The 23,959-nt window shown below is 65.8% G+C and carries 24 protein-coding genes; 3 read left to right on the top strand and 21 right to left on the bottom strand.

Going from position 1 to position 23,959, the window contains the following annotated elements:
- Window positions 1–2: 2 nt before the first annotated feature.
- The 3 genes from AC1RU4_RS13355 to AC1RU4_RS13365 all read right to left on the bottom strand — a co-directional run bounded on the left by AC1RU4_RS13355 (window position 3) and on the right by AC1RU4_RS13365 (window position 1,988).
- Window positions 3–581, bottom strand: a complete 579-nt coding sequence (locus AC1RU4_RS13355; protein ID WP_492891570.1) for an NrtA/SsuA/CpmA family ABC transporter substrate-binding protein — start codon at window positions 579–581, stop codon at window positions 3–5.
- A gap of 244 nt (window positions 582–825) precedes the next feature.
- Window positions 826–1,437 (bottom strand): TetR/AcrR family transcriptional regulator, encoded by a 612-nt coding sequence (locus AC1RU4_RS13360; protein ID WP_492891571.1) that lies wholly within the window; start codon window positions 1,435–1,437, stop codon window positions 826–828.
- Window positions 1,437–1,988, bottom strand: a complete 552-nt coding sequence (locus AC1RU4_RS13365) for a cysteine hydrolase family protein (RefSeq protein ID WP_492891572.1) — start codon at window positions 1,986–1,988, stop codon at window positions 1,437–1,439. Before AC1RU4_RS13365 ends, AC1RU4_RS13360 begins: the two co-directional genes overlap by 1 nt.
- A gap of 112 nt (window positions 1,989–2,100) precedes the next feature.
- Here AC1RU4_RS13365 and AC1RU4_RS13370 point away from each other — a divergent pair, with 112 nt between their 5' ends.
- On the top strand, window positions 2,101–3,183 hold the full coding sequence (locus AC1RU4_RS13370; protein WP_492891573.1) for a GlxA family transcriptional regulator: 1,083 nt from the start codon (window positions 2,101–2,103) through the stop codon (window positions 3,181–3,183).
- On the opposite strand, the gene AC1RU4_RS13375 is transcribed toward AC1RU4_RS13370, so the two are convergent.
- The 18 genes from AC1RU4_RS13375 to pdxR form a co-directional block, all read right to left on the bottom strand.
- Entirely contained in the window at window positions 3,120–3,626 is a 507-nt protein-coding gene (locus tag AC1RU4_RS13375) for a DUF1993 domain-containing protein (protein WP_492891574.1), read from the bottom strand. The two genes, AC1RU4_RS13370 and AC1RU4_RS13375, sit on opposite strands and share 64 nt — an antisense overlap.
- A 255-nt stretch (window positions 3,627–3,881) precedes the next feature.
- Window positions 3,882–5,048: a hypothetical protein gene (locus AC1RU4_RS13380; RefSeq protein ID WP_492891575.1), complete on the bottom strand. Its 1,167-nt coding sequence runs from the start codon at window positions 5,046–5,048 to the stop codon at window positions 3,882–3,884.
- Window positions 5,042–5,656 carry a hypothetical protein gene (locus AC1RU4_RS13385; protein ID WP_492891576.1) on the bottom strand — a complete coding sequence of 205 codons (615 nt, stop codon included), beginning with the start codon at window positions 5,654–5,656 and terminating at the stop codon, window positions 5,042–5,044. Before AC1RU4_RS13385 ends, AC1RU4_RS13380 begins: the two co-directional genes overlap by 7 nt.
- A complete protein-coding gene (locus AC1RU4_RS13390) occupies window positions 5,653–6,537 on the bottom strand; it encodes a vWA domain-containing protein (protein ID WP_492891577.1) in 885 nt (294 codons plus the stop codon). The genes AC1RU4_RS13385 and AC1RU4_RS13390 overlap by 4 nt, the downstream gene beginning before the upstream one ends.
- Window positions 6,534–7,475 (bottom strand): VWA domain-containing protein, encoded by a 942-nt coding sequence (locus AC1RU4_RS13395; protein WP_492891578.1) that lies wholly within the window; start codon window positions 7,473–7,475, stop codon window positions 6,534–6,536. The genes AC1RU4_RS13390 and AC1RU4_RS13395 overlap by 4 nt, the downstream gene beginning before the upstream one ends.
- The gene (locus AC1RU4_RS13400) at window positions 7,472–7,813 is read right to left on the bottom strand and encodes a hypothetical protein (RefSeq protein ID WP_492891579.1); all 342 of its coding nucleotides are present in this window, start codon (window positions 7,811–7,813) and stop codon (window positions 7,472–7,474) included. Before AC1RU4_RS13400 ends, AC1RU4_RS13395 begins: the two co-directional genes overlap by 4 nt.
- Complete coding sequence (locus tag AC1RU4_RS13405; RefSeq protein WP_492891580.1) at window positions 7,800–8,492, bottom strand: DUF58 domain-containing protein; 693 nt, start codon at window positions 8,490–8,492, stop codon at window positions 7,800–7,802. The genes AC1RU4_RS13400 and AC1RU4_RS13405 overlap by 14 nt, the downstream gene beginning before the upstream one ends.
- A gap of 140 nt (window positions 8,493–8,632) precedes the next feature.
- Complete coding sequence (locus AC1RU4_RS13410; protein ID WP_492891581.1) at window positions 8,633–9,583, bottom strand: AAA family ATPase; 951 nt, start codon at window positions 9,581–9,583, stop codon at window positions 8,633–8,635.
- A 92-nt stretch (window positions 9,584–9,675) separates the two neighbouring features.
- Window positions 9,676–10,998, bottom strand: a complete 1,323-nt coding sequence (locus AC1RU4_RS13415) for a histidine kinase (protein WP_492891582.1) — start codon at window positions 10,996–10,998, stop codon at window positions 9,676–9,678.
- Complete coding sequence (locus AC1RU4_RS13420; RefSeq protein ID WP_492891583.1) at window positions 10,998–11,633, bottom strand: response regulator; 636 nt, start codon at window positions 11,631–11,633, stop codon at window positions 10,998–11,000. Before AC1RU4_RS13420 ends, AC1RU4_RS13415 begins: the two co-directional genes overlap by 1 nt.
- Before the next feature lie 132 nt (window positions 11,634–11,765).
- Complete coding sequence (locus AC1RU4_RS13425; protein ID WP_492891584.1) at window positions 11,766–12,104, bottom strand: hypothetical protein; 339 nt, start codon at window positions 12,102–12,104, stop codon at window positions 11,766–11,768.
- Window positions 12,105–12,406: 302 nt separating this feature from the next.
- Window positions 12,407–12,571 (bottom strand): hypothetical protein, encoded by a 165-nt coding sequence (locus AC1RU4_RS13430; RefSeq protein WP_492891585.1) that lies wholly within the window; start codon window positions 12,569–12,571, stop codon window positions 12,407–12,409.
- A 229-nt stretch (window positions 12,572–12,800) separates the two neighbouring features.
- A complete protein-coding gene (locus tag AC1RU4_RS13435; RefSeq protein WP_492891586.1) occupies window positions 12,801–14,576 on the bottom strand; it encodes an ABC transporter permease subunit in 1,776 nt (591 codons plus the stop codon).
- A gap of 43 nt (window positions 14,577–14,619) precedes the next feature.
- Window positions 14,620–15,948: an LLM class flavin-dependent oxidoreductase gene (locus tag AC1RU4_RS13440; RefSeq protein WP_492891587.1), complete on the bottom strand. Its 1,329-nt coding sequence runs from the start codon at window positions 15,946–15,948 to the stop codon at window positions 14,620–14,622.
- Between the two features lie 145 nt (window positions 15,949–16,093).
- Window positions 16,094–17,158: an ABC transporter substrate-binding protein gene (locus AC1RU4_RS13445; protein WP_492891588.1), complete on the bottom strand. Its 1,065-nt coding sequence runs from the start codon at window positions 17,156–17,158 to the stop codon at window positions 16,094–16,096.
- Window positions 17,159–17,202: 44 nt separating this feature from the next.
- Window positions 17,203–18,342, bottom strand: coding sequence for an ABC transporter ATP-binding protein (locus AC1RU4_RS13450; RefSeq protein WP_492891589.1), 1,140 nt, complete (start codon window positions 18,340–18,342; stop codon window positions 17,203–17,205).
- 692 nt (window positions 18,343–19,034) lie between these two features.
- On the bottom strand, window positions 19,035–19,184 hold the full coding sequence (locus AC1RU4_RS13455; protein ID WP_492891616.1) for a hypothetical protein: 150 nt from the start codon (window positions 19,182–19,184) through the stop codon (window positions 19,035–19,037).
- Window positions 19,181–21,835 carry a MocR-like pyridoxine biosynthesis transcription factor PdxR gene (pdxR, locus tag AC1RU4_RS13460; RefSeq protein WP_492891590.1) on the bottom strand — a complete coding sequence of 885 codons (2,655 nt, stop codon included), beginning with the start codon at window positions 21,833–21,835 and terminating at the stop codon, window positions 19,181–19,183. The genes AC1RU4_RS13455 and pdxR overlap by 4 nt, the downstream gene beginning before the upstream one ends.
- A 359-nt stretch (window positions 21,836–22,194) precedes the next feature.
- On the opposite strand from pdxR, the gene urtA reads away from it, so the two are divergent.
- Together urtA and AC1RU4_RS13470 are read left to right on the top strand one after the other, a co-directional pair.
- Complete coding sequence (gene urtA, locus AC1RU4_RS13465; RefSeq protein ID WP_492891591.1) at window positions 22,195–23,430, top strand: urea ABC transporter substrate-binding protein; 1,236 nt, start codon at window positions 22,195–22,197, stop codon at window positions 23,428–23,430.
- 105 nt (window positions 23,431–23,535) lie between these two features.
- Complete coding sequence (locus tag AC1RU4_RS13470; RefSeq protein ID WP_492891592.1) at window positions 23,536–23,856, top strand: 2Fe-2S iron-sulfur cluster-binding protein; 321 nt, start codon at window positions 23,536–23,538, stop codon at window positions 23,854–23,856.
- Window positions 23,857–23,959 lie beyond the last annotated feature (103 nt).

Here is a 23,959-nt window from a genome sequence, read left to right on the forward strand (position 1 = left end):
CGTCAGGCACCCATCAGCCGCTGGCCAATATAGACATGGGGCTGCCAGATCGCGTAGGCGTCCAGATCGCCGCGTTCCAGCGCCGCCGCCATGTCCTGCGGCCGCAGGTTGATGACGGTCGCATCGTTTATCTTCAGGCTGCCGGCCTCTAGTGCTTTGACCAGCATGTATTCCGCGCTGGTGCCGATGGCGGTGGCGATCTTCTTGCCCTTCAGGTCCCTGAGGGTTTGGATTCCCGATTGGGAGCGCGCCAGGATCTGGACGTCATTGTCCGACTTCTCCATGGTCGCGACGATTTCCACCGGCTCGCCGACCAGTGCGGCGCGCATGATCGGCACCTCGGAGACGGTGGCGAGGTTGGCGCTGCCGCCGATCAGGGCGTCCAGCGCCAGCTTTCCCGATGTGACATTGCGCACATCCACATCGAGCCCCTCGGCCTCGAACATCCCCTTCGCCTTGGCAATGATCGTGACAGTGGAGATGGGGGAAAGATTCTGGAAGAACACAACCCTATCGGCGGCCGCCGCCTGGGCGGAATGAGCTGTCCTCAGAGCGAGCAATGCGTATCCGAGAAGCTTCATGGCCAAGATGTCCCCTGGAATAAAAAAGCATGCCTTCGCGTCGCCGCGCGGCGATGCGTGAACGGTCTCTCGACGTCCCGGTCGGACGTGACCATTCGGAAGCAAATGCGCATGCGTAGCCGGGATCAGGCGCAAGACGGCCCAAGGCGAACTGCATCTGCACAGTCATATTCCTATGTAGAACAATATTTTCTCAACCAGAAACAAGTCAACGAAAAACGACAATTCAAAGAGTAAGTAAGCTTTACTCTGAGTAATATTCACTGACGATCGGAAAGAGGAAAAGAGCCGCTACTGCGGCCTTCATCGCATTTTTGTCGGCACCGAGAATGTCTTCGAAAGCGCAGCACTTCAGCAGGGCATGCAAGGCGTGGGCGACGAGCGCCGCTGGCGCCGGCGCCGGGATGCGCCCCCGCCTTTGGCACTCCTGCACGAGGCAACCAATCCGCGCGATCAGAGCCCGCTCCGTCTCTTTCAAGCGAGGATGGTCCGAAAGCTGAAGTGTATCGATCAGGTCGTAATAGCTGCCGGAGGAGAAGTGCATGTCGACAACCCAGCCGATCATGGCTTGGAGCGCGTCCTCCGGTGGCAGCTGGGCCGCGAGAAGGTCGATGCGCGATTGCGCATCGCCAAGCGCCGTCATGAGTACGGCGACTCCCAGCTCCTCCTTGGAATCAAAGTGCTGGTAGAAGGTTGGCTTCGAAATGCCGACATCAAAGATCACTTCGTCCAGGGTCATCCGGACGAAACCCTTCGCGGCTATCAGATCGTGGGCAGTCTGAAGGATCGCCGTTTCGCGCAACAGCCTTTGGCGCTCCTTCATGGAAGATGTGCGGGTTTTCGGGGCGCCCGCCATCAATCCCCTCGCAGCAGATCTTGCGTGGAGGCCACTTTGGCATAGGCGAATGCCAGGGCCGCCATGAAGGCGGCGTGCACCTGTGCCGCCGGCACATGAACACCGTTGAATTCCAGGTCCCGCGTCGCGCAGGCATCATGGGCGACGGTGACGGCAAAGCCGAAATCCGCGGCCGCGCGGCTCGCGGCGTCGACGCACATATGGCTCATATTGCCGGCTATGATCACTTCGGCGATGCCATGGCTGTCGAGCAGATCTTTCAGGCCGGTACCCTTGAAGGAATTCACCTCGTGCTTCAGCACCACGTCCTCGGTTGAGCGGTTCTGTGCCGACGGATGGATCTGGGCGCCCACCGAATTCGGCGTGAAGAAGGGCGCGTCCGCCGACGCGAATTCATGTCGGATATGAACCACGAGGTCGCCGGCTTCGCGCGCCGCCGCGATCAGGCGGGCGGCGTTGCCGGCCGCAGCCTCCACCCCCGATAGGGGCCATTTCCCGTCAGGGAAATAATCATTCTGGATGTCCACGATGATCAGGGCACGCTTGGTCATGTTCAGAGGTCCAAGGCTGGAATGAAGCGTCAACAGCGCTGGACTCGAGTATCGCCGCTCACGCATTCTTCGAACTGGCGTGTGGCGACATAATCGGGGCCGGAACCGACAAATGAACACGAGCGGCGCGAGCGCCGAGATCGGCCTGATCGTCTATCCGGGCGTCCAGCTCGCGGCCGTCCACGGCCTCACCGACCTCTTCAACGTGGCCGGCCGCTTCGCGCAAGGCGATGGGCAGGAACTCACGCTTCGGGTGAGCCACTGGCAGCCGGTGGAAACGGATCTCCCACCTTCCTGCACCTACGACACCATGCCGGGAAAGCCCCACCATCCGGTGATCCTGGTGCTCCCGCCCAGCCTCGGCGAGCCGCCCACCAGCGAGACGGCGCGCACCATCGCGCCGTGGTTGCGGGCGCGGCACATGGATGGCGCGGCGGTGGGATCAGTCTGTGCCGGAGCCTTCCTGCTGGCGGAAACGGGATTGCTGGATGGGCGCAGCGCCACGACCCACTGGAGTTATGCGGAAATCCTGGCGGAGCGGTTTCCCAATGTCCGTGTGGACACCCGCAAATTGCTCGTGGACCATGGCGACGTGATCACGGCTGGCGGCGTCATGGCGTGGATCGACCTCGGCCTGACCTTGACGGAGCGCCTGCTGGGCCGTGCGGTAATGATGGAGACTGCGCGCTTCCTCCTCGTCGACCCTCCTGGCCGCCAACAGAGCAGCTACAGCCGTTTCTCACCCAAGCTCGATCACCAGGACGAGGCGGTGCTGAAGGTCCAGCATTTCCTCCAGTCCGAAGGCCCGCGCAACCTCACCCTTGCGGCGATGATCGAGCTCGCTGGCCTCGAGGAGCGGACATATCTGCGACGTTTCAAGAAGGCGACGGGCATGACGCCGACCGAATATTGCCAGCAGCTACGCGTGTCGCAGGCGCGCGAACTGCTGGAGACCACGCTGCGGACAGTGGAGCAGATTGCATGGCAGGTGGGTTATGACGACGTGCGGACGTTCCGCCGGGCATTCATCCGCGCTACGGGCATGCCTCCTAAAGACTATCGAACCCGGTTTGGTGCTGCGGCAAGTAAGAATCCACGCACCTTTCATCCCGACCGGCTGCAGGGGGTCGTTCAGAGCGGACCTAGAAAGTCCGATTTGCCGATCGGCACGCCCTTGTGGCGCAGGATGTCGTAGCCGGTTGTGACGTGGAAGAAGAAATTGGGCAGCGCGAAGGTGAAGAGGTAGCTGCGTCCGTCCAGGATCACCTCGCCTTGCCGTCGCTTCAGCACGATCTGCCGGGTCTCGCTGCTTTCGAACTGGGTCGGGTCGAGCTCCCTGAGATAGGCGACTGTCTTGGCGATGCGCTCGTGGAGCTCGGCAAAGCTCGCTTCGTTGTCATCGAAGCTCGGGCCTTCGGTCGCGGCAAGGCGGACTGCACAGAACTTCGCCGTATCGCTGGCTCGCTGAACCTGTCCGGCCAGCGGCAGCATGTCCGGGGCCAGCCGTGCCTCGACGAACGTCGCGGGATCGATGCCTTCCGCCCGAGCGAAATTTTCGCCCTTTTCGAGGATCGCCGAATAATTGTCGAACGCCCGCAGGAAAACGGGGATCGAGGCGTCGAACATCGACAGTGACATGGAAAATCTCCGCTTGGGGGGATCTTGAGAAGGGGCTGCCGCGAGCCATGCGGTCCTGAGGATTGAGACTGGACCCAATATGATGCGTCTTTCAACTCCTGCCGCTTGGAGCGCCCGTATGAGCGGGTCCGCTTCAGGATGATCCGGCAGATGCGCGCCAAATAGCGGAAGCTGGAATGCATCCGGCTTCCTGACATTCGGGGCCGTCTTTTCCCCTGCCAAAAGACCTGCCGTAAGCGGGAACGGCAGGTCTTCTTATTTGTGACTGAAGATTTCCCCTAACCCGGTCTTCGCATTGAACGTCGGCGTCTTGCCGGCTCGTCCGTACAGAAATTCATCAAGATAAGCCGTTTCGTGTCCGGTTACCGGCAAGCCCAGATCACGCCGACGGCGCAAATAACGCTCGGCCGCGCGACGGAGCGCGAACAGATCCCCGCTCCGCGGGACTCGCTTCAGGGCGCGGCGGGTCGGATCGAGGGGTGACAGCCTTCGCAGGCTCCGCAACATGTCCGCCTTTCGGCGTCGCGAAAGCCCGAGGAAAGCCACGCCCAGGCCGGCCGCCGCGCCGATCGCGAAGGTAAGGAGCGCGGTGCTCACCTGTCCGGCCGGCAGGTGTCCGGTACCGCTGCGACTGTCGCGAAAGCTCGCATAGCCGAAGGGGATTGCCGGAATGTCGGCGACGCGCATCTGCCGGGCGACAGTGTCGAACCAGGGGATGGCGATGGCCGGGAGTACGCCCGGTTCGCCGGTCTTGGGGCGCAGGTGCCATTCCCAGGTGACGGTCGTCACCGGCCCGTCGGGCGTCAGCTGCATCTCGCGCCGTTCCGGCGTCGCGAAGCTGATCAGCCACGGTTCGCGCATGGCCGGGCGCGGTGGCAGCAAATGCGGAAGCGTGCCTTCGGCCTTCAGAATGACCCGTCGAACCAGGGACTCGCCGTCGCGCAATGCGCCCGGCGCGGCCGACAGCGTGTCCTCGATGGTGAGGCTGCGGGCAGGGAGCGGCGTATCCTCGGCCGGGAACGGCGCCACCGGCAGCGTGACCGGCGGAGCCGTCACGTCGAGCGGTTCGCGAAGGTTGTTCGCACCTACCACGGTGAGACGATGCGTGACCGGCCCGATAGTGAGCGTCCCTGCATGCCGGGGGAAGACGGCAAGGCGGCGTTCGAACACCCGGACGGTGCGGCCGCCAATCTGTTCGTTCCGCCACTGGTCGCGCGCAAGCTGGATCCAATCATAGGTGTCCGAGTTGGGAAAGGTCAGCGTTTCCAGCGTGATCTGGCGGGTATATTCGCCGCGCAGCGTCACCGGGATCATCTCGCCGACGACCGGCCGCATCTCGGGCACGACGACGCGCAGGCTTTCGGCGCGGGCACTGCCGGCGAGCAGGGTGAGGAGGATGGGAAGGACCAGGCGGATCACCATCTGTCGCCCTCCTCTGGTCGAATGAGGCCGAGGCCGGTTCTGCGTTCATATTCCTTGCGGAGGCGTAGACGCAGGAACTCGCCCGGATCGTCGGAAAGCGTCTCCAGCCAGGCGTCCGAGGCGGCGAAACCGCGCGCCTCGATCGGCTTCTTCCAGGTCGGGTCCGGCGTGCTGGCCATCGTCCGGGCGCCCGCATCTTCCGACGGCGCGAGTCCGCCATGGCCGGGCAGCCGTCCCGGCGCGACGCCTTCGCCCCGCGTCAGGGGGATCATGGCATCGACCAGGTCGCGCAGTCGGCGCGCTTCGGCATCGGCCGGATTGGCGAACAGCACGGCGTCGAGATAGGCGACCGACAGAGCGTGCCGTCCGGTCGCCGCCAGCGTCAGCGCCCGGTTGAAGGTCTGGCTGCGTCCGGCCTTGGCGAAGGCCGCATCGGCGGCGATGTAGGCATGGTCGCGGTACAGAGCGAGGCCCCGCGCTGCGTCGTCGTCGAGCAGCATCGCGGCTCCCGGCATGCCGGTCCAGAGCGCCAGGCGTCCCCATGCGGCGGGGCCGGCGAGGAGCACGCTGGCGAGACCAACTGCGACCAGGAGCGCGGCACGATTCACGTGCGCCTCCGGAACAGGCCGAGCATGGGGATGACGGCCAGTGCGGCGACGAAGGGACCGAGATCACGGAACTCCAGCGTGGCCAGCGCCGGGTCCTTCTGCAACGCCCCCCACCGCGAAAGGCGGCGCAGCACGGCTTCCGGTGAACGGGCGGAGGCGGAGGTGACGCCAAGTGTTTCGAGGACTGCGATATGGCTTTCTCCGCCCGTCGTACCCGCCAAGGTCAGGACGGAAAGGCGGATGCCGTCGCCATCGAGGCGCTCGGCTTCCGTGCGCGTGTCGTCGTCGACGCCGCCGCCATCGGAGATCAGCACGAGATCGGCGTCTTGAGTCCCGTGGAGCATCTGCCGTCCCAGGGCCAGTGCCGCGGCGGGGCGGCTGCCTCCGCTCGGCATGGTGTCGGGACCGAGCACGGCGATCTGGCTCTCCAGTGTCGCAGGATCGGCGGTGGGAGCCGCGACGTCATAGGCTTCACCCGAATAGAGGAGGAGGCCCACGGGCCGTCCGTCGGCGGCCGTCAGGATAGTGGCGGCGGCGGCCTGTGCGTCGGCAAGGGCGGGACTTTCGGCGACCGAGGGCGACATGTCGATGGCGATCAGGATCGCGCCTCGCCCGGCGAGCAGGGGGGCGTCGGCGCGCGGCATCGCAGGGCCACAGAGGCCGAGGCCGATCAGTCCCGCTGCGGCCAACGGGGTGAGGTCCCGGCGGCCGGCCGCGCCGTGCAGATGGCCCAGCGCCCGCATGGCGGCGAGCATGGCGGGCGGTATCACTCGTTCCCATCCGCCGGCGGCAGGGCCGCGCCACCATTGCCACAGCGCGATGACGGCGAGGAGCGGCACGGCCGCCAGCCACCAGGGACGCAGCAGGACGAAAGCACTCATACCCGTCTCCGTAGGGCGAGCAGTACGGCCAGCGCCAGGGCCGCGCCGCCCGGCCACATCCAGAGCGGGTGCCAGTAATGCAGCGGCGGGCGTTTCATCGGATTGGGCTCGAGCTGGTCGAGGCTCGCGGCCATGGCCTTGAGATCGTCCATGCTGCGCACCCGGAAGCTGACGCCGCCGCCGGCCTCGGCCATGGCATGCAGGGCCGCAGCATCGACCGCGTCGCGCGACTGCGGCTGGCTCTCCAGATCCTCCGGCCCGAGCGCGATCGTATGTACCCGGACCCCGTGGCTGGCGGCGAGCCGCGCCGCGTCGCTTGCCTGCACCTTTCCCGACGTGTCGACGCCGTCCGAGAGCAAGACGACGACCTTGCTCCTGGCGTCGCTCTGCAAGAGCCGTCGCGTGGCCAGGCCCAATCCGTCGGAAATCGCCGTGGAGCGACCCGAAATGCCGATCTGGGCGACGTCTATGGCGTGAGCGACCGCGTCCACGTCGAAGGTGGGTGGCTGCGCGACATAGGCCCGGTCGCCGAAGATCACCAGGCCGATCCGATCCCCCTTGCGGGCGGCGACGAAGCGGGCGGCGACGCTCTTGACGGCATCGAGCCTCGACAGAGGTTTGCCGTCGAGGACGAAATCCTCCCTGAGCATGCTGCCGGACAGGTCCAGCGCCAGCACGATCTCGCGTCCCGACGCGGTGACGACATCCTTCATCGCCGGGATCTGCGGGCCGGCAAGCGCCAGCACCAGCGCTGTCCAGACGGCGATCGTCAGGACGGTGCCCAGCCGATCGTCCTGCCCTTGGGCAGGAATGGCCGCGGAGAAGGCGCCGGGCGCGATGCTCAGCGAGGCGTTCGCCGGAGCGCCGACCGCTGGAAAGTACCGGACCAGCAAGGGCAGCGGTAGCAGCACAAGTGCAAGGGGAAAGGCGAAGCTCATCGGTGTACGCGCCTCGCTTTCAGGGCGATGCGCTCGACCGCGTCGGCGCCGAGTGCCGGAGCAGCACCATAGGCCGTGGCGCGCAGCTCGTGCGGCAGGTGCCCGAGAATGCGCGCGATGGCGAGCGATCGCTCCTCTGGTGCCAATCCTCGCGTGGCGCGGATGAGGGCGCGTCGCGATGGCCGGCGCTCGAGGAGAGGAGCCGCAAGCCACAACAATAGCGCAGCCAGCAGCAGCCCGGCGCCGAACAGCATCATGAAATCGGTAGCGTGAAGCTGCATCAGGGCAGGCGGCAGCCGTCCTTCCGGCAGCGCGGCGATCAGCTCAGCCTGCGTCATCAGCGATCACCTCGATGCTCACGTTCAGTGCGCGCATGCGCCGGGACAGCGGCGCGGGATCGAAAGGACGAAGCTGCGCGAACCGGCTGAACGCGCCGGCATGAATGGGCAAGGCCAGCGGAGGTGGGGTCGTGTCGATCGGATCGAGCGGGAGGACAAGGCGAACTCGTTGCCGTCGCGCAAGCCGGGCCAGGGAGGGTTCATCCGCGGACGCGATCCCCTCCGCGCCGGTGGCGATGAGCACTTCGGCGCCCGGCGGGGCCAGCTGTCTGGCGCGGGTGAGCACCTCGGCGAGGGAAGGGACGTCACCCCCCGCCGCCAGGGCCTGCTTGTGCCAGCTGGCCAGCATGTGGCTGATCCGGCTCATCTGCGGCACGCCGCCGCCGAGCGGGATGACGGCGACACCGGCAGCGTTGACGCTGATGGCTGCCAGCGACGCGCCACGTGCGACCGCCTGCCATCCCCGCCGGGCGAGCAGCCGCGCCGCACGGACGGAACGCAGTGCCGCCCCCGTGCCCCAGAGCATGGGCGGGCGGAAGTCGGCGATCAGCAGCAGCGTGTCGTCACGGTCCTCATGAAAGCTGCGGATATGCGGCGTTCCGGTGCGGGCGGTGGCGGCATGGTCGATCCGGCGGACATCGTCGCCCTCCGCGAAGGCGCGGATCTCCCGCAGGTCCATGCCCGCGCCGGCCGGCTTGGCGGGAAGGGCGCCGGGCCGGCGCGAGGCGGGACGAGGACGACCCGCCCCGAGGGTTCCTTCCCTCAGCGACAAAAGCTCCGCAGCCTGAAGATATATGCCCGGAGCGTCGAATGCCGCGCTCACCATGGCTCGACCTTGCGCAATATGTCCGCGACGAGGCTGCGCCCGGTGCGCTCCTCACCGATGGCGGTCCAGCTGGGGATCAACCGGTGCGCGAGCGCATCGGTCGCAAGTGCGATCACGTCCTCGGGCAGGACATAGTCGCGTCCCCTCAGCCAGGCGCGCGCCTGCGCGGCCACTGCCAGGGCAAGGGTGCCGCGCGGGGAGATGGGATGTTCGACCCATTCGGCGACGGCGCCGCCGGGGCGCGAAGCCATGACCAGCCGGACAATGAAGTCCTTGAGCGCGGGGGCGAGATGCACCCGCGCCACCTCGGCCTTGGCCTCGTGCAGCTTGTCGACGGACAGCGGGATCGCCACAAGGGCCGGCGGCGCGATCCGCTCGGCCGTCACCAGATCGAGAATCGCCCGTTCCTGCTCCGCCAGAGGAAAGCCGAGCGAGAGATGCAGCAGGAAGCGATCCATCTGCGCCTCGGGCAAGGGAAACGTGCCCTCGTGTTCGATCGGGTTCTGGGTGGCGACCACCATGAAGGGATCGGGCAGGGGGCGGGTCACGCCCGAAGTGGTCACCTGGCTCTCGGCCATGGCCTCCAGCAGCGCGGACTGGACCTTGGGCGGCGCCCTGTTGATCTCGTCCACCAGCACGAGCGCGTGGAAGAGCGGGCCGGGTATGAAGTCGAAGCCGCCGGTTTCCGGGCGGAACACCTGCGTTCCCGTGAGGTCCGACGGCAGCAGGTCCGGCGTGCACTGGATTCGCGCATGGCTGCCGGGGAGATAGGTGGCGAGGCGCTTGACGGCGCGGGTCTTGGCGATGCCCGGCGGCCCCTCGATCAGGACATGCCCGCCGGCGAGCAGGGCGATCAGCAGCCGCTCGACCATCTCCTCGTGTCCGATCAGGCCGGCGGCGACTTCGGCACCGACCCGTGTGATCGGATGGCTCATGTCGTTCATGCGGGAAGCCTCCCTACGCCCGCCGAGGATGCGCTCGGGCGCATGAGGTCGCCAGAGAGGCTTTCCCGGCTGACCCGGGAAGATCGCCCGGGTCAGCGCGGCAGCCGGGCGGTCGCGCGCATGCCGCCGTCGACCGGGGTCAGCGAGAAGCTGCCGCCCAGGGCGTCGACCCGCTCGCGGATGCCGAGCAGGCCATAGCCATCGCCGATCGGGCCGTCGTGGCGGGGTGAACCGTCATCCGTGGCGGTCAGCGTGATGTCGTCGCCGACCTCGATCCGCAGCGAGACGATCTTCGGCGCGCCATGCCGTATCGCGTTGGTCACGCATTCCTGGGCGATGCGGTAGAGGCTGAGCGCCAGCTCGTCCGGCACCGTGTCGATGTCGCCGGCAAGCTCCAGCCCGAAGCGCACCGCCGGCACACGGCTGCGCCAATCCGCCACCAACCGCTCCAGCGCCGGGCGCAGCCCGAGATCGTCAAGGTCCGGCGGGCGCAGCCGGGAGAGCTCGGCGCGCAGGCTGTCCATCATCTGGCCGGATATCTCGGCGATGCGCGCGCCGTCTTCGGCCGTGGATTCGCCGGACTGGGTGATGGCCGCGGCCAGGGCGCGGGTCGCCGTCAGGCACTGGCCGAACTCGTCGTGCAGCTCGCGCGCCAGTGCCCGTCGCTCGCTCTCCTGCACGGTGAACAGGCGCCGGGTGAGCTCGGTCCGCATCGCCTGCGCCTCCTGTAGCGTCGCGGCGGTGTCGTTGAGTGCGGAGCTCAGGAGGTCGAATTCCGCCACGTGCAGACGCGGCAGGCGGGTGGCGAAGTCGCCGCGCTGCAAGCGCTCGATGCCGCGCAGTATGGTGCGGAACGGCGCCAGCAGACGGACCACAAGAAGGCCGGTCAGGATGGCGCCGCCGATCGCCATTCCCACCGCGATGCGCATCAGGTCGCCGGTGCGGGCCCAGGCACGGGTAATGATGACGCCCGGATCGGCGATCGCGGTGACATAACCGTCGGAGACGTACCGCGTCCTCACGGGCACGGCGATCGGTTCGGGCACCAGACCGACGTGCCGCGCCAGCCACACGAACCATTCCGGAGGCTCGGCCGCCGCCAGATAGGGACCGCAGCGCCGTTGTATCGGCTGGTCCCGAGGTCCGAGCTCGACGCAGATTCCCGGCGCGATCAGGCTCCAGGCCGGAAATTGCTGCCAATCGCGAAACACAGGCATCGGTGCCACGCCGCCGAAGGCCAGGCCCTCGAAACTCGGCCGAGCGGCGATGGCATCGGAGACGAGCGTGGCGGTGGCCTGCGCATCCCGGCGGGCGGCGTTCGCCGTATCCCAGAGCACCCAGCCGGCGGCCGTCAGCACTGTCAGGAGCCCGGCCACCAACACCCGCAGTACCAGCTGGGGCAGCAGCCCGCGCATCATATTGCCTGGACGAGGCCGGCGCGCTGCGCCTTGAGCATGAGGTCGGCATCGCCGGAGGCGCCGAGCTTGGCGCGGATCTGCGACAGGTTGTTCTGCACCGTCTTGGAGGAGAGGCCGAGGCTGTGGGCGATGGCGCGCCCGTTCATGCCGCGCACCAGCAGGAGAAGGATGTCGCGCTCGCGTGGCGTCAGCCCGGCGAAATCGTCGTTCTCGATGGATGTGCGGGCGAATTCCTGGGCCATGTCCGCCGAGAGTACGCGCCGCCCGGACATCACGGTCGTGATGGCTCGGACGAGTTCGTCCGGCGGGCTGCTCTTGGAAACGAAGCCCCGCGCCCCTGCAGCCAGGGCTTTCTGGGCGAAGATCGCTCCCTGGTGCATCGACACGACGATGATGTGGGCCTGGGGATCACGCATGAGCATGGCCTCGACCGCAGCGAAGCCGCCACCGCCGGGCATGGAGAGGTCCATCAGCACGATGTCGGGTCTGTGCTCGGCGAAGGCCATTAGCGCCGCATCGCCGTTGTCGGCCTCGGCCACGACTGAAAAGCCGGGCTGGCGCCCCAGCAGCCGCCGGTAGCCCTCGCGCACGATCGGATGATCGTCGACCAGAAGGATGCGGATCAGATCCATGGCGCGAGGATATCCCGGGCCGCCTTCGGCACAAATGGCGATTTGGCTCAGCCCATGCAGCGCCAGTGCCGTCCCATACGCTATCCCGCTCGCATATCTTCGCGACGCGGCGTCAGTGCCTCAGCGGTGGCATCAGCTCTCCGCTTTCGCTTTGGCGCCCAAATGCGCCACGCCGGCCACTTCTCGACACGGAAGCGGCTCGGACGTGCTCCACGCCACATTCGTTCGGGGAAAGGCGAGCGCCGTGTCGGCCACCGTCTGAGGCCGGACCGGTTCCCTTGCAATCGCCGAGGCGACCGTGACGGCATTGTAGGCGCACATGGCCTTCGAGATGAAACTCATGCCCCCGAGCAGCAGGCCAAGCGCCAGACAAGCCACGAAAGGAGAACCGAGATCCGTGGCAGCTACGCCGTGGGCCTTGGCGCGGGGCGGCTGCAAGTGACGGTCGACGACAGGGCTTGTATGAATCACGAAAATATCTCGCTATTGGTTCGGCGTGCTGCGCTTGACTATAGGGCACCCTCCGTCCTGCAATTAGCGGCTAAAATCCGCATGGACTTATATCTCCAGCGCATAAATCTCGCGCGAAATCCCCAGCCTGGTGACGGCGGGATGCTGATCCACGGTTGCCAAGCCCCGTGGGCTTCCCGCTGAACCAGAGCGGCTACGACGACCTGATGCAGGCGCTGGATGCGGGCGCTGGATGTGGGGCGCTGGATGTGGGGCGCTGGATGCGGGGCGCTGGTCTTGGCGCGACATTCGCACACGCCAATCTAGCGGATGTAGCCCTCCGGCTTGTTCTTGGCGAACTTCGGCTCCTGTTCACCACGTATGTAGCCGCGCGGGTTGTCGGTCGCGCCGGGTTTATGCCCGACCTCCGAACCGTGCTTGGCGATTTTATTGTCTTTGACGATCCGGGTATCCGAGGCTTTAGCCACTTCGCGTCTCCCTAAGCGGGTTGCTCCGCAACGGTAAACAGAACGGCGAAGCGGTTGTTCCTTTTTATTTTCAATGCGCTTGCTTACCGATTGGGATTGGCGAGCGGGTATGGTTGGCAAGCAGCCAAGGCCCCGCGAGAACATGGCATCCGATAGGCTAGATGGCCTGCTTCAGCGGCCGCCGCTGGCGAACCATCCGGCAACGCAGTAGTGCGGCGGCCTTGTTCACTCAGCCGCGGCGGCGCGATCCGTTGGAGCCGGCGCGCAGCCACTCGGCTAGCACGAACAGGGTGATGCCAATCATCACCACGAACAGAGAAGCGGCCGCAAGCGTCGGCTCTACCTGCAGGAGGACGCTGTCCCACATCTGTTTGGGGAGGGTGCTTTTCAGTCCGCCACCGATGAATAGCGCGACGGTAAGCTCTTCGAACGACACGAGGAACGCGAAGATGGCGCCGGCGACGATACCTCCGCGCATCAGCGGCAGCGTCACCCACCAGATCCGGCGCAGCCAGCCGGCGCCGAGCGTTTCGGCGGCCTGCTCGAGCCGCCAGTCAAAACCGCTGAGGCTCGCGCTCACGATGACGAACGCGACCGGCAGCGCCATGATCGTATGTCCGATCACGATGCCCGTATCGCTGCCAATGAGCGCGAGCGAGGAAAAGACATAGAAAATGGCGACGGCAATGACGATCGGCGGCAGGATCATCGGGACGAGAAACATCAGGTAGATCATCGGGGCGAAGCGGCTGCCGCTGCGGGCAAGGCCGTAGGCGGCGAGGGTGGCGAGCGTCACGGAGCAGGCGGCCACCGCCATGCCTATGGCCAGGGACCGCAACGTCGCCGAGATCCACACGGGCGATGCGAGATAGGCCTCGAACCAGCGGAGGCTGAAGCCTTGCGGAGGCAGGGTCAGGAAGGTCGACGAGGTGAACGCCATCGGGATGACAAGCAGGATCGGCAGCAGCAGGAGGACGATCATCATCCATCCATAGGCCGGCAGGAGCCAGCCGAAGCGATGGCCGCCAAGTCGGCGAGCCATGGCGTCCGACAGGCCCCCGAAGAAGGCAGCGAGCCCGCCCATCACGGCGAGTCCGAGCCGGCGCGTCCAGCGATCGGCGTGGCCGCCGGGCCGCATTGTGCCGGACATTGTCGACAGGCCGAAGGCACGGTCGTAGAGGACGCACACCGCAATGGTCGCAGCGACCAGCATGACGGAGAGCGCCGCCGCGAGCTGCAGATTCTGGAACTGCCGGATCTGCTGGATGATTGACTGGCCGATCATCGTCTCCCGTGGTCCGCCGAGCAGTGCCGGGGTGATGAAGAAGCCGAGCGAGCCGACGAAAACCAGCAGTCCGGCCGCGGCGATGCCCGGCATCGCCAGCTGGAGGAAGACCAGCCAGGTCGCCTGCACCCGGCTCGCGCCCAGCGTCTCGGCGGCACGGATCAGTCGCCGGTCGATGCTCGACATCACCGGCAGCATCGCGACAACTGCAAGGGGCAGCATGGTGTGCGTCATGCCGAACAAGACGGCGCCGCGCCCGAAAAGCATGTCGAGCTGTCCAAGGCCGAGCCACTCGGCGACGTTCGAAAGAGGCCCGGTCCGCCCGAGCAGCACCAGCCAGACGAAGTTCTTGACCAACGAGCTCGTCCAGTAGGCCATCAGGATCAGCATGGCGACGAGGCGTTGCCGGCGCGGCTGCAGGCCGACCAGCCAGCAGGCGAGAGGGCAGCCGAGAAGCAGGCACAGCACCGTCGTCTGCAAAGCGACCGCGAAGGTCGTACCCATGACGCGCAGGTAAACGCCGGAGGTGAATGCGCGTTGGTAGGAGGCGAGACTGAACCCGCCCGCGCGGTCGAGAACGCTCTGGAACAGGAGCTGGCCCGCGGGCAGCAGCAGGAACAACGCCAGGAACATAAGACCCGGCAGGGCGAGCCAGACAAGCGGGAGACGCAGTCGCCGCCGTTCCGGCCGGCCGATGTCCGCATCGACCGCCTGCGTCATGTTCTCAGGTCTCCGGCTGCCGCAGCTCGCGCACGAAGCCCGTTCATGCCGCGTGACCGTGCGGCGGGCGCGTGAGGCCGAGATGCTCGCGCAGCGTCGTGCCGGCATATTCGCTGCGCAGACGTCCTCGGCGCTGCAACTCCGGCACCACCTTCTCGACGAAATCCCGCAGGCCGCCGGGTATGGTGTGGAACACCAGCATGAAGCCGTCGCAGGCGCCGGCGTCCACCCACTCCTCCATGTGGTCGGCCACCTCCTGGGCGGTGCCGCGTATGGTGTGGTTGCCGCGCTCGTAGCGCGTATAGATCTCCCGCAGGGTGTAGCCCTTGCGGATCATGTCGGCGATGTTCTCGAAATAGGTCTGATGGAAATTCGAGCTCTTCGGGATGCGGTCGAGCGGCACCGGCTCGTCGAGCGGCAAGTCGCTCAGATCGGTCTCGATGTCGGTGTTGAGGCGCATGATGCCGACATCCGGGTGGATCATCGACTGCAGCCGCTGGTACTCCGCCTCCGCCTGAGCCGTGGTGTCGCCGGCAACGACGGAGAGACCGGTCAGCAGCTTCAACTCGTCCGGGCCGCGACCGAATTTGCCCATCCGGCCCTTGAGGTCGTCGTGGAAGTCCTTGGCCTGCTCAAGCGTCGGGTCCGAACCGAACACCACTTCCGCGGTCTCGGCCGCGAACTCCTTGCCGGTGCTGGAGGCGCCGGCCTGGATGATCACCGGCCGCCCCTGCGGTGGACGGGCGATGTTGAGCCCGCCATTCACCCGGAAATACTTGCCGTCATGCGCCACGGGGTGGAACTTGTCCGCGTCGAAATACAGCATCTCGCCGATGTCGTTGACGAAGGCGTCGTCCTCCCAGGTGTCCCAGAGCGCCTTTACGACATCGAGATATTCCTGGGCGCGCACGTAGCGCTCGTCATGCGGGGGGAGCTTGTCGAGCCCGAAATTGCGGGCGGCGTAGTCATTCGCCGAGGTGACGACGTTCCAGGCGGCGCGACCGCCGCTGATGTGATCGAGCGAGGCGAACATCCGCGCGACATTGTAGGGCTCGGTGAAGCTGGTGGATGCCGTGCCGCCGAGGCCGATATGCGTGGTCGAAGCCGAGACCGCCGACAGCAGCGTCAGCGGCTCCAGCACATTGGTGTACATCGGATAGCGGCGCCAGGCGTGAAGGTTGCCGGTGCGCGTCGCCGGGGTGTCGGCGACGAAGAACAGATCGAACATGCCGCGCTCGGCAAGCTGCGCCATCTCGATGTAGAATCCCACGTCGGTCGCCCGGTCCTTATCGGATCCGGTGTTCATCCAGGCAGCCGGGTGTGCACCCGTTCCCTGGACAAGAACGGCGAGGGCGATCTGCTTCTTGGACATTATCCGATCCCGAACCTTCTCGAAGGCCCGTTCCGGAGCCTTGTGGTCATCGAAAGCCTCGGCGCGTGCGTTGCCGCGCGAGCCGAGTCACTGTCTGTGCGGCGCCGACCGCCGAGGCGCCGGCGGCCGGCGGCGGGGCGGGAGCCTAGCTCAGCAGCCACTCCTCGAACTTCTCGGTGATCTCGGCATTCGCCTTCGCCCAATAGGCGGAATCGAGCTCGGTCAGGCCCTTGATGTTCTGCGGCGCGGTCGGCAGCTTGGCGGCCAGGTCCGGGCTCAGCATTTCGAGGGTCTTCTTGTTCGAAGGCCCGACCTTGGTCATCTCGACATAGGTTTTCTGCGGCTCGGCCTTCATGCAGAACTTCACGAATTTGCGCGCGAGGTCCGCCCTCGGCGTGCCGGCGGCGATCGACCAGCCGTCCGAAGACCACACACCATTCCACAGCATCTTGACCGGCGCGCCTGATTCGATCGCCGCATTGGCGCGGGCATTCCAGGTGTCGGAGATGTCGATCTCACCGCTCTGCAGGAGCTGGGTGTTCTGCGCGCCGCTCGTCCACCAGACGATGTGATCCTTGATGGTGTCGAGCTTGCGGAAGGCGCGCGCGTAGTCGATCGGATAGAGCTTGTCGGCCGGCACGCCGTCGCCGAGCAGCACCATTTCGAGCGTGCCCTGCACGTTGCGGTACAGGCCGCGCTTGCCCGGAAACTTCTCAAGGTCGAAGAAGTCGCCCCAGCTTGCCGGCGTTGCTCCACCGAAGCGGTCGGTGCGGTAGGCCATCACCACGGCGAAGATGTGGAAGATCATCAGGTTGTCGGTCACCATCCCCGGCAGAAGCTCGGACGCCTCCTCGGGCGTGATCTGAAGCGACTCGAGGTAATTCTTGTCCTGCGTCAGGCGGAAGACGTAGTCGGGCGTGACCATGCATCCGTCCCACAAGTGATTGCCCGACTCGATCATCAGCTTCCACTGCGTCACCGGATCGGCGTCGTGTGCGACGTTGACGACGCGAATGCCCGTCTCCTTCTCGAACGGATCATAGAACGCCTTGCGGCAGGCGACCCCGAGATTGCCGCCATTGTCGGAGAAGGTGATCTGGTCGGCACCGAACGCGCGGTCGAAGGTCCAGATCCCCGGCACTGCGAGACCCGCCGCGGCCGCGGTTTTGAGCACGCTGCGCCGGGTAAGTGAATGCCTGAAGATTCCCATAGCCAACCTTTCCTTCTCTCGCCGTTCCCACTGTTCCGACTGATCTACCCGGCGATGAACACAGCCTTTTCCGGCGGCCATCGGAAACCGGTCTCGGAGCCGACCGCCGGCACGCGGCGATCGCCGCCCACGCGCGCGATGATGGTCTCGCCCGAGGCGGTGCGGATGACGATCCGCGTCTCATGGCCGGCATAGACGACCTCCGCGACGCGACCGAACCCGAAACCGGCGTCTGTCGCGGTCAATTCCACATGCTCCGGCCGCAGCACCAGCGCGCCAACTGTGCCGGTCGCGGGCGAAGGTTTGCATGATGCAAGCGTCAGCTGCCCGATCGCGGTCTGCAGCCGGCCCTGCGCATCGACCGAACCCCGCAGGATGCTGGATATGCCGATGAAGTCGGCCGCGAACAGGCTGGCGGGCCGGTCATAGATCTCCGCCGGAGTGCCAAGCTGCACGATCCGCGCATGATCCATCAGACAGATCCGGTCGGAGAGCGCCAGCGCCTCCTCCTGATCATGGGTAACGAACATGATTGTTGCGCCGGTCTCGCGGTGCAGGCGCTTGATCTCCATCTGCATCGTCTCGCGCAGACGACGGTCGAGCGCACTCAGCGGCTCGTCCATGAGGATGAGCGCCGGCTCGTAGACAAGGCAGCGGGCGAGGGCGACACGCTGCTGCTGTCCTCCCGAAAGCTCCTGCGGAAAGCGCGCGCCGAGTGGACCGAGTTCGACCATTTCCAGGACGGCCGAGACTTTGCGCTCGATATCGGACGCCGGCCGGCGACGCATCACCAGCGGAAAGGCAATGTTTTCGCGAACGGTCAGATGTGGAAACAGTGCGTAGCTCTGGAAGACCACGCCGATGCCGCGGTGGCTCGCGGGCGTCGCGGTCACATCGTGGCCGTCGATCAGGAGCCGCCCTTCGCTGGGCTCGACGAGCCCGCTCACAATCTGCAGCAGCGTGGTCTTCCCCGATCCGGACGGGCCGAGCACCGTCAGGAACTCGCCGCTGCGCATGGAAAGCTCGATGCCACGCAGGGCGAAGACGGCGCCGTAGCGCTTGCTCAGCGCGCGGATCTCGAGCTTCGGCGGCGCGCTTGCCTCCTCCAGCGACAGAATGGCCGCGTCCTCGACACGGTACGGCTCATAAGATGCTGGCATGACCTTGCCGAGCAACCGGCTCATTCGCCGAAGAGCCCAAGCCAGAACGCATGCACAGGGCGGAGACAAGAAGTCGGCCGCCCGACATTGGGGAGTGCGAGCCGACGATGCGAACTCAACGGGAAAGCAGACAAGCGCTCCAAAGGCAGGCTCTCCGGACGCCTATGAGGGCTGTCGGTGGCGGGGGCTTCGCACGTGCTTTAAGCATGTGTAGTTTTTGTGCATCGATCAAATAACAAAATCCGGGCCTTCGCAGAGCGTGGAGCTATGCAGCGTTGGAGGGGCCTCCAAGCGGCGGTGTGGCGGCAGGCCAGACACGCTGGCTGTTCAGGCGCTACGTGCGTGGTTCAGCAGCGCGCGCGAGTTCATCGGGGCAATGCGCGAGTGGCAGACGCTGGGCACGAGGAGCCTTCTTCCGGACCTCAGCGAGCGAAACCGTCGAAACGGCCCCCAAGCTCATCTCCCGTTGTTTCCCGCCGCGCTTGTAGCTTGCGCCGCCATCGTGCCCGACGTCGAATGAAGCTGCCTGATACTTTTGGGGAAGCAGATTTTGGCGGAGAGGGTGTCCGTCATAAATTTTATCTAATGAACTGAAATAAAATGGGAAAAGTCCTAACAAATATCGTTGGCCCTAGTTTCGGCCCTAGAGGTGCTCGAGCGTGTTGCTCGGGGGAGGGGGCCGATGCGGTGGCCTAAGCCACCACGCGCACGACATATCACGCTGCCTCCCAGACCCGGTTCAGGATCTGCGCAGCCAACGCGGCCTTGTCCTGCGGCAGGAAGCGCCCGTAATGCTTCGCCACAATCTCGGGCGTGTCCTGGATAGCGTAGCTCGCCTGCTCGTAGGGCGGTGAGGTATCCTTCATGTGGGCATGTAGGGCCGAAAGGCGGTCTTGTCGGTTCCGCAGTCAGGGCACTGCCACTTGGCGGGAATCGCCAGAAAGGGAGTTCCAGGCTCGATGCCATCGGGACCGTGGCCCTTGCTCTCGTCGAAGATGAAATAGCAGCCGCGGCAGATGAAGCGGTGCGGCATAGCCGCCATCGTGGCGGCGGAGGCTGCAATGGCCGTCCCCTGTGCCTTCGACGACGGCACCGCGAAGGGATCGCCGACCACGACTTTCCCGGCCTTCTGCGTCACGAGATAGACGCCGAGATCCTTGTGGCCGAACGAGGCCCTGAGAGAGCCCGGTATATCGAGATCGCGCTGGCCGGTCGCGGGGTTCACATTGGTCGCCCCGCAGCGGCCATTGCGCCGGTCGACCCGGAACACGGCGTCGCCCAGCCGGATGTCGCTGCCGATCCACTCGAATTCCTGCCACGGCTTGAGCCCGTCGACGTAAAAATTGGCGCGGAACCGCAAGGGATCGATCGAGCAGCCCCATTTTTCCTCAAGGCTGCGCACCGTCGCCAGATTGATGAGCGAGAGCACGTTGTCCGGCTTGTCCATGAAATGGCCGGTGCGGCTGCGCACCAATGTCGGCGGCTCCGTCAGCGAAGGCATCAGACGGTGGACCAGGGCTTCCAGCTCCTCGCGACCGCTCACTGTGTCGAGCTTGGCGCACAGCACCTGGTCGGAGCCGGCCCACGCCTGCAGCAGCAGCGTTTCCGGATCGAGATGCGTGCGCACCTGCGCCAATGCCTCGTCCAGCATTAGCATGACGAACAGGCCCTTCTTCGCCCATTGCGGATCGTAAGGGTCGACCGGCACGCCCGGCCGGGCGAGCGCAAACACCCGGTCGACCGGGAACGGCTTACCCGGCTCCAGTTCGATGCCGGTGACGGACTGTCCGCTCAAACCCTTGATCGGATAACGGTAAATGCCTCGAACCCGTTGCACCGGCACCTCCAGAAGCTTCTCGGGGCCCGAGACTGCCGGACGGGGTGGGGCGGCGCGTAGGGCCGGTCGCTGACGATTGCGCGGAGCCGGTTCGCTGCGACGGACGCGCACCAGCGGCTCATGGACCAGCAACTCGTTGAGGAAGGCCGGACGGGCGTCGAGCGTGTCGTCGACCACGTCGGAGAGCCGCGCAATGCCCTGCTCGATCTGCCGCGGCGACAGCGCGGCATAGCCGAGCACGATGCCGCGCCTGGAAAGCGTGGTGCCCAGCCCATCAAACGCCCCGCCCGATGCCAGCGAATAGACGCCGACCCGCGCCTTGCGCGCCATCACCTCCAGCGTTGCCGCCGCCGGCACGCCGGACGGAAGCTGCCAGCACACATGCAGCCCGCACGCTTCGCCGCTCACCTCGACGTCGCCGAAATGCCGGCGGAGCGCGGCGAGCGTGACATCGCGGCTCTCGCGGTAGCGCGCACGTACCCGCAGCAGATGCGCGACGAAGCCGCCGGAGCGGATGAACTCGGCCAGCACCGTCTGTTCCAGCCAGCTGCTGCCATTGTTCAGCAGCGTCTTCACCGCGATCGTGGCATCGACCAATGCCGGGGGCACCACCATGTAGCCGAGCCGCAGCCCGGCGCCGAGTGACTTCGAAAAAGTGCCGAAATAGATCGTGCAGTCCGGCGCGAGCGCGGCGATCGGCGGCAGCGGCGAGCCCTCATACTGGAAGTCGCTGTCGTAATCGTCCTCGACGATGTAGGCGCCGTTGCGCCTTGCCCAGCCGATGAGGGCGTGACGGCGCTCAAGCGAGAGCGTTGCCCCGGTAGGGTATTGGTGCGAAGGCGTGACATAGGTCAGGGCGACAGGGCCTGCCGGCAGTTGCTCCACCATCATGCCGTCTTCGTCGACCGGCACGGGCTTGATGGTCGCGCCGGTGGCCTCGAAAGCGAAGCTGGCCCCCTGGTAGCTGGGATTCTCCAGCACCGCCGTGCGGTCAGGCCCAAGGAACAGCCGCGCCGCGATGCTGAGGCCCTCCTGAATACCGTTGACGATGACCACCCGTCCGGGGTCGGGCGCGATGCCGCGCCAAGCTGAGAGATGGCTGGCGATCGCCGAGCGCAAGACAAGCAGGCCGGCCGGGTCGGAATACTGGACGAGGCCGGGCGCCGCCCCGCGCGACAAGGAGGACTGGATCAGCCGGCGCCACGTCTTGATCGGGAACAGCGTGTGGTCGGGCCGGCCGGGATAGAAGTCGAAGGAGAGCCGCCCGGCACCATCATTGACGAGCCGCTGCACCCGAAGCGGCATAGCCGGCATCGGCATGGTGGCTAGGTTGTCCGGTAATTCCTGCGCGGGCGGCGCCGGAACCTCGGCGCGCCTCAGCGGCCGGCGGGCGAAGATGCCGGAGGCGGGCCGGGTTTCGGTGACGCCCTCGTCCTCCAGCATCTCATAGGCCCGCACGATGGTGTTGCGCGCGACGTTCAGCTGTTCGCACAGCCGTCGCGAGGACGGCAGGCGCGTGCCGGCGGCGATGCGGCCGGTCTCGATGCCTTCGCGGATCTGTCCGGCGATCTGGTGGGCGAGGTTCTCGGGCCGCGAGCGGTCAAGAAGGATCGATATCTGCGCCGCATAGCTGCGCGCGCCGACATCGTCATTGGCGCGCGTCGTATCCCTCGAAACCATGCCTCACCTGCGCTCCCTCAGTCTATGGGACCAGTCCCCCGCCCATTGGTCCAGTCCTGTCCGGACTGGCACCCGCACATTCGCATCCACTGGACCCATGGGCCGGGCAACCGCCCTACGAGCGCTTGCTCACGCGCCATTCTGCAACTGGCAAGTGGGGAGGATGTCTAATCGCTGAGCATTACTGCCAAAGGGACGGCGCATTGGCATCGCGATTCTGGACGCCCTTAAAAATCACCGGGCGGACCTCGTAAGAAAAACGCGCAAGCCGCACGTTCTCATTCAGGACCGAGAGGGGCACCTGCCTGACGCAGGCAGCCAAAGTCGGCTCGGTTGGTCCCCTTATTCAGGAGCAATACATGACAGTCACACGCCGCATGTTGGGCAAAGCCATGGCCGCGCTCGCCATGACTACTGCTCTTGCCGCCTCCCTGGCCCGCCCCGCGTTCGCCGAAGAAACCATCAAGATCGGCGTCCTGCATTCGCTGTCCGGAACGATGGCGATCTCGGAGACCATCCTGAAGGACATGATCCTGTGGCAGGTGCAGGAACTCAACGCCAAGGGTGGCCTGCTGGGCAAGAAGATTGAGCCGGTGGTCGTCGACCCCGCGTCGAACTGGCCGCTCTTCGCGGAAAAAGCACGCGAGCTGATGTCCCGCGACAAGGTCGTCGCGGTCTTCGGCTGCTGGACCTCGGTGTCCCGCAAATCGGTGCTGCCGGTGTTCGAGGAGTTGAACGGCCTGCTGTTCTACCCGCTCGAATATGAAGGCGAGGAGCAGTCCAAGAACATCTTCTACGGCTCGTCGGTGCCGGACAACAAGGCGATCCCGGCGGTCGAATATCTGATGAGCAAGGAAGGCGGCGGCGTGAAGCGGTTCGTGCTGGAAGGCACCGACTACGTCTATCCGCGCACCTCCAACAAGATCATCCGCGCCTTCCTCAAGTCGAAGGGCGTGGCGGATGAGGACATTCGCGAGAACTACACCCCGTTCGGCTTCTCCGACTGGCAGACCGAGGTCACGGCGATAAAGACGTTCGGCTCGGCCGGCAAGCCGACCGCGGTAATCTCGACCGTCAATGGCGACGCCAATGTGCCATTCTACAAGGAACTGGCCGCCCAGGGCGTGAAGGCGACGGACATTCCCGTCATGGCGTTCTCGGTCGGCGAGGAGGAACTCAAGGGCCTCGACACCTCCCAGCTCGTCGGCCATCTCGCGGCGTGGAGCTATTTCCAGTCGGTGGATGCGCCGCAGAACAAGGACTTCATCGCCAGATGGCGGGCCTACATGAAGAACCCCAAGCAGGTGACGAACGATCCGGTCGAGTCGGCCTATATCCTGTTCAATCTGTGGGCGCAGGCGGTGAAGAAGGCCGGCACGACTGACCCGGAAGCGGTATCGAAGGCGATGGTCGGCGAGAGCATCGTCTCGCCGGGCGGCAACACGGTGACGATGAACGCCAACCATCACGTGACGAAGCCGGTGCTCATCGGCGAGGTCAACGCGAAGGGCCAGTTCGACATCGTCTTCAAGAGCGCCCCGATCACGCCGAAGCCGTGGAGCCCATATCTGCCGGAGAACGCCAACCGGCTGTGAGGGCAGATCTCCGCGATGTAGCGGAGAGCAGTGGCCGCGGACGTCCCAGACCCCCGGGCGTCCGCGGCTACGGTGCGACACCATTGTGAGACGAGGATAGTTCGGGTGCCCAAGATTACTTTTCTCCTGGCGGAAGGAGCGTGCCAGACGATTGACGCGCCGGCCGGCGCCAGCCTGATGCGAGCCGCCGTCACCCATGGCGTTGACGGCATTGAAGGTGAATGCGGCGGCTCGCTCGCCTGCGGAACTTGCCACGTTTATGTCGAGCAGGGCCTTGACGGCTTCCCGCCGCCCGCATCAGCGGAGGACGAGATGCTCGGCGCGCTCATCGGCGAGCGCCGCCCGAACAGCCGCCTCAGCTGCCAATTGACTATAAAGACCGAGAATGACAGCGTCGTCTTGAGCGTTCCGATCGTGCAGGGTTAGACTATCGAGCCTCGAGAGAAGGTCGCTTTCGCGCCGATATCGTTGAAAAAGTCGGCGTTGCTTAGGTTGTGGCGTCCTGATTCAGTCGTCCTTGTGAATGGAG

The organism is Ancylobacter sp. GW821-FHT10E12, from assembly GCF_058809335.1.